At 72.5% G+C, this 8,473-nt stretch carries 4 protein-coding genes and 1 pseudogene; 4 read left to right on the plus strand and 1 reads right to left on the minus strand.

All coding sequences use genetic code 11. The features are described 5' to 3' along the window. Both ACZ6RT_RS36705 and ACZ6RT_RS36710 read left to right on the plus strand, forming a co-directional pair. Window positions 1-590: HAD-IC family P-type ATPase (locus tag ACZ6RT_RS36705; protein ID WP_470158643.1), on the plus strand; the 590-nt coding region annotated here is incomplete at its 5' end. Window positions 591-906: 316 nt separating this feature from the next. Then, a complete protein-coding gene (locus tag ACZ6RT_RS36710) occupies window positions 907-1,797 on the plus strand; it encodes a hypothetical protein (RefSeq protein ID WP_470158644.1) in 891 nt (296 codons plus the stop codon). Between the two features lie 75 nt (window positions 1,798-1,872). Here the strand turns inward: ACZ6RT_RS36710 and ACZ6RT_RS36715 are convergent. After that, window positions 1,873-2,031, minus strand: a pseudogene (locus ACZ6RT_RS36715) (IS30 family transposase); the annotation flags it as partial. Window positions 2,032-2,312: 281 nt separating this feature from the next. Between ACZ6RT_RS36715 and ACZ6RT_RS36720 the strand changes: the two are divergent. Further along, on the plus strand, window positions 2,313-7,799 hold the full coding sequence (locus ACZ6RT_RS36720; protein ID WP_470158645.1) for an ATP-binding protein: 5,487 nt from the start codon (window positions 2,313-2,315) through the stop codon (window positions 7,797-7,799). 256 nt (window positions 7,800-8,055) lie between these two features. Further along, window positions 8,056-8,361 carry a hypothetical protein gene (locus tag ACZ6RT_RS36725; protein WP_470158646.1) on the plus strand — a complete coding sequence of 102 codons (306 nt, stop codon included), beginning with the start codon at window positions 8,056-8,058 and terminating at the stop codon, window positions 8,359-8,361. Window positions 8,362-8,473 lie beyond the last annotated feature (112 nt).

Genomic DNA, 8,473 nt, shown 5'->3' on the forward strand with positions numbered 1-8,473 from the left:
GTCGCACGGCCGTCGCGGTCGGCTGGGACGGGCGGGCCCGCGCGGTCCTGACCGTGGCCGACGTCGTCAAGCCCACCTCGGCCGAGGCGGTCCGCAGGCTACGCGCCCTGGGTCTGCGGCCGGTGCTGCTGACCGGCGACAACGAGAGCGTCGCGCGCTCGGTCGCGGCCGAGGTCGGCATCGACGAGGTCATCGCGGGCGTGCTGCCCGCCGACAAGGTCGACGTCGTCAAGCGCCTGCAGTCCGAGGGCCGTACCGTGGCGATGGTCGGCGACGGCGTCAACGACGCCGCGGCCCTGGCCCAGGCCGATCTGGGGCTGGCCATGGGCACCGGCACCGACGCGGCCATCGAGGCCTCCGACCTGACCCTGGTCCGCGGGGACCTGCGGGTGGCCGCCGACGCCATCCGGCTGGCCCGCCGCACGCTGGCCACCATCAGGGGCAACCTGTTCTGGGCCTTCGCCTACAACGTGGCCGCCCTCCCGCTGGCCGCGCTCGGCCTGCTCAACCCGATGATCGCCGGGGCCGCCATGGCGTTCTCCTCGGTCTTCGTGGTCGGCAACAGCCTGCGCCTGCGCGGGTTCAGGTAGGACCGGGCCCCACCGCGAGGGCACCCGGCCCCGCGCGGGCACCGTGACGGCCTCCGGCACCACGCCGGAGGCCGTCGGTTTCCCCGTCTTTCCCCGGGGCCGCGTCATGAGAGCGGAAGGGCCCCGGAAAGAATGGCGAAGCCCTGTTACCGGCGAACCGGAAAAGCGTTCTCGCACGACGAAAACCCCACGTCCCGCCTCTATGTATTTTTACGCACAACGAAATCGGGGGTGATATTGAAAGAGCGGGTACGGCGGAACACACTCGGCGGTATCAGTCCCGTCCCGAGCCTTTGGAGCCGCAGTGGACCGAGCCGTGACCGGAATTCGCGATCGTAGAGGAACGACGCCCCGGCGTCTCGTCGCCGTCGTCGTCGCGGCGCTCGCCGTGGCGTTCCTGGGCGCCCCGCCCGCCGGTGCCCTCGCGCCGCCGACCCCGAAGGACCTGACGGCCTTCCTCGACCTCGAATGCTTCAGGACCAGCCCGTACCAGCCGCCCGCCACCGTGCTCACGGTGCGGCACATCAACCCCGCGCTCACGAACCTGCCGATCGAGACCGTCACCCTCGGCCCGCGTGAGCAGCTGTGCGTCCCGGTGGCCAAGAACAACCAGCTGCCACCGTCGCCCGCGCTCGACGTCATCAAGTACATCGACCTGGCCTGCTACAGGATCTCCGGCACCACGGTGAACACGGGCCTGGTGCTCAGCCACCTGAACCCGCTGTTCCAGAACCTGCCGCGCACGCAGATCTCCATGAACACCCCGCAGCAGCTGTGCGTCCCGGTCATCAAGAACAACGTGGTCCCGCCCGCCGAGGTGCTGTCGATCGTCCGTCACATCGACCTCAAGTGCTACGCCATCACCCCCAACGCCCTGCTGAACCAGCAGGTGGGCCTGCGCCAGCTCAACCCCGTCCTGGTCGGGAAGATCCCCACGCACGGCGTGCAGGTCCGTCACGCCCGCCAGCTGTGCGTCCCGGTGCAGAAGGCCGGTGACGCCATCCCGCCCGAGGTGTTCGCCCTGGTCCGGTGGATCGACCTGGAGAAGTTCGACATCGTCGCCCCGACGACGCTGCCCACGGTCACGCTGAGCCTGCGGCACGTCAACCCCGTCCTGGCCGGCCTCCCGGCCGAGCAGGCCGTCCTGTCCGGCGCGAGCCAGCTGGCGCTGCCGGTCGCCAAGAACGGAAACCTCCCCCCGGGCTGACCTTCCTCTCAGAGTCCCCTTCCGGCCGCGCCGAATTCCAGGGGTCGTCTTCTAGGGGTCGTCGCAACACCATGATCAATTGGTGGCTGCGAGCAGCATAGCGAGGCGCTCGGCCGGGGTTTCCCGGTCGAGCGTCTTTCGTGGTCTGGCGTTCAGTTCAGCAGCGACAGCGTTGAGGTCCTCGTAGGTGTGGACCGACAGGTCGGTGCCCTTGGGGAAATACTGGCGCATCACCCACCGGTGACCCGTCGCCCGCGAAGGCGGTGGGGGCGCCCGCGGCGGTAGTCTCGACACCGGATCCCCGGCGGGTCCGCGAACCGCTGCGCGACCGGGATCACCGCGGTCGCACATCGCGCCATGTCGACGGGCGCGTTTGTGCGATCCCAACATCTCCGGCCGCGAAACACGCTTCGTCCCCGCCATTCCGGTCCGCGGGGGACAACCGGGAGAATGTATCCCCGTCAGGGCGGGGACGACCGCCGTGTTCATCGCCTTCGAATGAAAGGCCGTTTCAGTTGTTCAGTCGTGTCGCCATCGTCAACCGCGGCGAAGCCGCCATGCGGCTCATCCACGCCGTTCGGGACCTAGCCGCAGAGACAGGGACACGGATCGAGACCGTCGCCCTCTACACGGACTCCGACCGGACGGCCACGTTCGTCCGCGAGGCCGACATCGCCTACGACCTGGGGCTCGCGGCCGACCGTCCCTACCTCGACCACGCGGTCCTGAGAAGGGCCCTGGTCGAGACCGGCGCGGACGCCGCCTGGGTCGGCTGGGGCTTCGTGGCGGAGGATCCGGCGTTCGCCGAGCTGTGCGCCGAGATCGGCGTGACGTTCGTCGGCCCGGGTGCCGAGGCGATGCGCAGGCTGGGTGACAAGATCGGCTCGAAGCTGATCGCCGAGGAGGTCGGCGTGCCCGTCGCGCCGTGGAGCCGCGGCCCGGTGGAGACGCTGGAGGAGGCGAAGGCGGCGGCCGCGCGGATCGGCTACCCGCTGATGCTGAAGGCGACCGCGGGCGGCGGTGGCCGCGGCATCCGGATGATCTCCAACGCCGACGAGCTGACCCGGGCCTACGAGCTGACGCGCCAGGAGGCCGCGCGGGCGTTCGGCAGCGGCGTCGTGTTCCTGGAGCGCCTGGTGACCGGCGCCCGGCACGTCGAGGTGCAGGTCATCGCGGACGGGCAGGGCACCGCCTGGGCGCTGGGCGTGCGCGACTGCTCCGTGCAGCGGCGCAACCAGAAGATCATCGAGGAGTCCGCCTCCCCGGTCCTGGACGCCGGGCAGGTCGCCGAGCTGAAGGCGGCGGCCGAGCGGCTCGTGCTCGCGGTGGACTACCGGGGCGCGGGCACCGTCGAGTTCCTCTACCACCCCGGCGAGCGGCTGTTCGCGTTCCTGGAGGTCAACACGCGCCTGCAGGTCGAGCACCCGATCACCGAGATCACCACCGGCGTCGACCTGGTGAAGGCCCAGCTGCACGTCGCGGCGGGCGGCAGACTCGAGGGGGACGTGCCCGCGGAGTGGGGTCACGCCGTCGAGGCCCGCCTCAACGCCGAGGACCCCGACCGCGACTTCGCCCCCTCCCCCGGCCGGATCGCGCGGCTGGCGCTGCCCAGCGGCCCGGGGGTCCGGGTGGACACCGGCTTCAGCGAGGGCGACACGATCCCCGCCGACTTCGACTCGATGATCGCGAAGATCATCGCGCACGGCCGGGACCGCGCCGAGGCGCTGGCCCGCCTGCGCCGCGCGATGACGCAGACGACCGTCATCATCGAGGGCGGCGTGACGAACAAGGGCTTCGTCCGCACGCTGCTCGACGAGCCCGCGGTGATCGACGGGTCCGCCGACACCGGCTGGATCGACCGCGTACGCGCCCAGGGCGCCCTGGTGTCGCACCGGCACTCGGCGATCGCGCTGATCGTCGCCGCCATCGAGGCCTACGAGGACGAGGAGGCCGTGACGCGGCAGCGCTTCCTGTCCACCGCCCACGGCGGCCGCCCGCAGTCCCAGCACGAGAGCGGCCGCGCGCTGGAGCTGAAGCTCCGCGACGTCGGCTACCGCGTCCGCATCGCCCGCACCGGCGGCCACCGGTTCCGCATCGGCATCTCGGCGGGCGGGCCCGAGCACGCGGCCGACGTCGACATCGAGCGCTTCGACGAGCACAGCGGCCAGATCATCGTGAACGGCGTCCGCTTCAAGGTCGTCGCGAGCACCCACGGCCCGACCCACCTGGTCGAGGTCGACGGCGTCGCGCACCGGATCAGCCGCGACGAGGGCGGCATCGTGCGCTCCCCCGTGCCCGCGCTCGTGGTGGCCACGCCGCTGCAGCCGGGCGACGAGGTCGAGGCCGGTGCCCCGCTGCTCGTGGTCGAGAGCATGAAGATGGAGACCGTGCTGCGCGCGCCGTTCCGCGGCCGCGTACGGGAGCTCGCGGTGTCGATCGGCAGCCAGGTGGAGGCGGGCGCGCGCCTGCTCAGCCTGGAGCCGCTGGGCGAGGGCGAGGAGACGGCCGCTCCCGCCGCGACGGCGGACGTCGAGCTGGACCTGCCCTCCGAGCCGGTGGACGTGCCCGCCGCCGAGCGGGCCGCGCGCGGCCTGCAGGACCTGCGCGGCCTGCTGCTGGGCTTCGACGTCGACTCGCAGGACGAGAAGCGCCTGCTGGCCGGCTACCTGACCGCGCGCGCCGAGCTCGTCGAGAGCGGCGAGCTCGACCCGTCCGGCGAGATCGAGCTGCTGCGCCTGTTCGCCGACCTGAGCGAGCTGAGCCGCAACCGGCCCGTCGGCGAGGAGACCAAGTCCGCCTCGGCGGTGCACAGCCCCCGCGAGTACTTCCACACCTACCTGCGCTACCTCGACCCGGACCGGGCCGGGCTGTCGGAGGGCTTCCGGCAGCGGCTCACGCACGTGCTGTCCCGCTACGGCGTCGAGGGCCTGGACCGCACGCCCGAGCTGGAGGACGCGGTCTTCCGGATCTTCCTGGCCCAGCAGCGCGCGTCCACCGACGTCGCCGTGGTGACGACGCTGCTGCGCCTGTGGATGAAGGACGCCCCGCCCGCCCAGGCCGACCGCGTCACCGTCGGCCTGGCGCTGGAGCACCTGGTGGCCGCCACCCAGGTGCGGTTCCCGGCCGTCGCGGACCTGGCGCGCGGCGTCGTGTTCACCTGGTTCGCCCAGCCGCTGCTGCGCCGTACCCGCGCCAAGGTCTACACGGCCGTGCGCAGGCACCTGCGCCACCTCGACCAGCACCCGGACGCGCCCGACCGCGCCGAGCGGATCTCCGCGATGGTCGCCAGCGCCCAGCCGCTCGTCCGGCTGATCGGCCAGCGGATCGGCCGCGAGGGCGCGGACCCCGTACCGCTGCTGGAGGTGCTGAGCCGCCGCTACTACGGCAACCGCGCGCTCGGCGACATCCGGGTGAGCACGGTGGCGGGCTGCACGTTCGTCGTCGCCGACCACCGCACCGCGAACGGCGACGGCCGCGTCGTGACCACCGCGATCGACTTCTCCGCGCTGGCCCAGGCGGTCAAGGCGGTCGGCGAGTTCGTCGGTGACGGCGAGCTGGTGGCCGACGTCTACCTGACCTGGCCGGACGGCCCGGCCGACCCCGACGAGATGGCCGCGCGGCTGCGCGAGGTCCTGGCCGCCCAGCAGCCGTCCAACCGGGTCGGCCGTATCACCACGACCGTCGCGGGCCACAGCGGTGCCGCGATGCACCACCACTTCACCTTCCGGCCGTCCGCGAGCGGCTTCGTGGAGGAGCGGCTGCTGCGCGGCCTGCACCCGCGCATCGCCGAGCGCATGCAGCTGGAGCGGCTGCGCGACTTCGACCTCACCCGGCTGCCCTCGCCCGACGAGGAGGTCTACCTCTTCCGGGCCGTGGCACGGCAGAACCCGTCCGACGAGCGCCTGGTCGCCCTGGGCCAGGTCCGCGACCTGACCCCGCTGCGCGACGACGAGGGCAGGCTCGTCGCGCTGCCCGCGGCCGAGGACACGGTGGCCACCTGCCTGGACGCGATCCGCCGGGCCAAGAAGCCCGGTGCCAAGGCGTCGGCCACGAACCGCATCGTCATCTACGTGTGGCCGCCCACCGACCTGTCGCCGACCGACCTGAACACCGTGGCCAAGCGCGTGCTGCCGACGACGGCGGGCGCGGGCCTGGAGGAGGTGCTGTTCCTCGGCAGGCGCCGCGACGGCGCCAACGGTGAGCTCGTCGACTTCGCCGTCCGGGTGGGCTACGACGTGAACTCCGGCATGCGGGTGTCCGTGGTGCCGCCGCCGACCGAGCCCATCGAGCCGCTGGACGACTACCGCCAGGAGGTGCTGCGCGCGCACGGCCGCGGCACGCACCACCCGTACGAGCTGACCGGTATGCTCGCCGGTCCCCTCGGCTCGTTCACCGAGTACGACCTGGACGAGAACTCCACGCTGGTGCCGGTGAACCGTCCCAAGGGGCGCAACACCGCGGCGCTGGTGGCGGGTGTCGTCAGCACGCCCACGCCGCGCCACCCGGAGGGCATGACCCGCGTCGTGCTGCTGGGCGACCCCACCAAGGCGCTCGGCGCGCTGTCCGAGCCCGAATGCGCGCGGGTGATCGCCGCGCTCGACCTGGCCGAGCGGATGCGGGTGCCGCTTGAGTGGTTCGCGCTGTCGGCGGGCGCCCGGATCTCGATGTCGTCCGGCACCGAGAACATGGACTGGGTGGCGGCGGCGCTGAAGCGGATCGTGACCTTCACCCAGGACGGCGGTGAGATCAACGTCGTGGTCGCGGGCATCAACGTCGGCGCCCAGCCGTACTGGAACGCCGAGGCCACGATGCTCATGCACACCAAGGGCATCCTGGTGATGACGCCGGACTCGGCGATGGTGCTGACGGGCAAGCAGTCGCTCGACTTCTCCGGTGGCGTGTCGGCCGAGGACAACCACGGCATCGGCGGGTACGACCGGATCATGGGACCCAACGGCCAGGCGCAGTACTGGGCACCGGACATCCGCGCCGCGCGGGAGGTCCTGATGTCGCACTACGACCACAGCTACGTGGCTCCGGGAGAGAGTCGGCCGCGCAGGACGGTCACCAGCGACCCGGCCGACCGCGACGTGTCGACGTTCCCGCACACCGTGGCGGGCAGCGACTTCACGACGGTGGGCCAGATCTTCTCCGCCGAGTTCAACCCGGACCGCAAGAAGCCCTTCGACATCCGCACGGTCATGCGCGCGCTGTCCGACCAGGACCACCCGGTGCTGGAGCGGTGGGCGGGCATGGCCGACGCGGACACCGCCGTGGTCCAGGACGTGCACCTCGGCGGCCTGCCCGTGTGCCTGCTGGGCATCGAGTCGCGGTCCGTGCCGCGCCGCGGGTTCCCCCCCACCGACGGCCCCGACACCTACACCGCGGGCACCCTGTTCCCGCAGTCGTCCAAGAAGGCCGCCCGGGCCATCAACGCCGCGAGCGGGAACCGGCCGCTGGTCGTGCTGGCCAACCTGTCGGGGTTCGACGGCTCGCCCGAGTCGATGCGCAAGCTCCAGCTGGAGTACGGCGCGGAGATCGGCCGCGCGGTGGTGAACTTCCGGGGTCCCATCGTGTTCTGCGTGATCTCGCGGTACCACGGCGGCGCGTTCGTGGTGTTCTCCAAGGCGCTCAACCCGAACATGACCGTGCTGGCGGTCGAGGGCTCGTTCGCCTCGGTGCTCGGCGGCGCCCCGGCCGCCGCGGTGGTCTTCGCCCGCGACGTCGACAAGCGGACCGGGAACGACCCGCGCGTGCTCGCGCTCGCCGCCCGTGTCGCCGAGGCGCCGGCCGCCGCGCGCACCGCGCTGGCCGCCGAACTGGCCGAGCTGCGCTCGTCGGTACGGGCCGAGAAGCTCACCGAGGTGGCCACGGAGTTCGACCGCGTGCACAGCATCCAGCGGGCGGTCGACGTCGGCTCGGTGGACGCGATCATCAGCTGCGCCGAGCTGCGGCCGCGGATCATCGAGGCGGTCGAGAAGGGCCTCGCCCGCCGGGACTGACCCGGACGCGCGCCGACGCCGCGCTGTGGCCGCGAGGAGGCCGCGTCGATGCCGCGCGAGGGCCGGTCCGGGATGGACCGGCCCGGTGCGGGGTGAGGTGGGGCGTAACCGACCGGGCCGGGGTGAGACGGGGCGGGTCGGGGTGAGGTGGGGCGAGCCCGGGTGAGGTGTCCACTACCGGACACGCGGGGTTGCCGGGCGGTGACGTGGAAACACCGGTGGGCGTCCTTCGAACCATGACGGAACACCGGAACCGATGAGGAACACCATGGTCTCCCCCCGTACCGCCCTCGCCCGCGGCGCCGTCGTCCTCGGCGTCCTGGCCGCACCGCTCCTCGCTCCCGCCACGGCGCACGCGGACGCCTCGTACACCTGCACCGGCGGGTACGCGTTCCCGTCGCCCATCCCGGTGCTCGGCCCCTACGAGGTCAGCGGCTCCGGCTGTACCGGCTCCGGCGCGGGCGAGCCGGGGACCATCACCATCCCGTCGGGCACCTACGGCTGCGGCAGGGTGTGGGAGCTGCCCGGCGGGAACTTCCGGGGCATCCAGTGTGAGGGGTAGCGGGACACGGTGGAGGGGCCACCACCTGTGGGGGGAGGGGTACCCCGGCCCCCCCCGGCGGGCAGGTCTCCCCCCCGGGCAAGGGTGAGGGGGCCCGGTCGTACTCCGCCCC

It is taken from the genome of Streptosporangium sp. NPDC050148 (assembly GCF_055586505.1).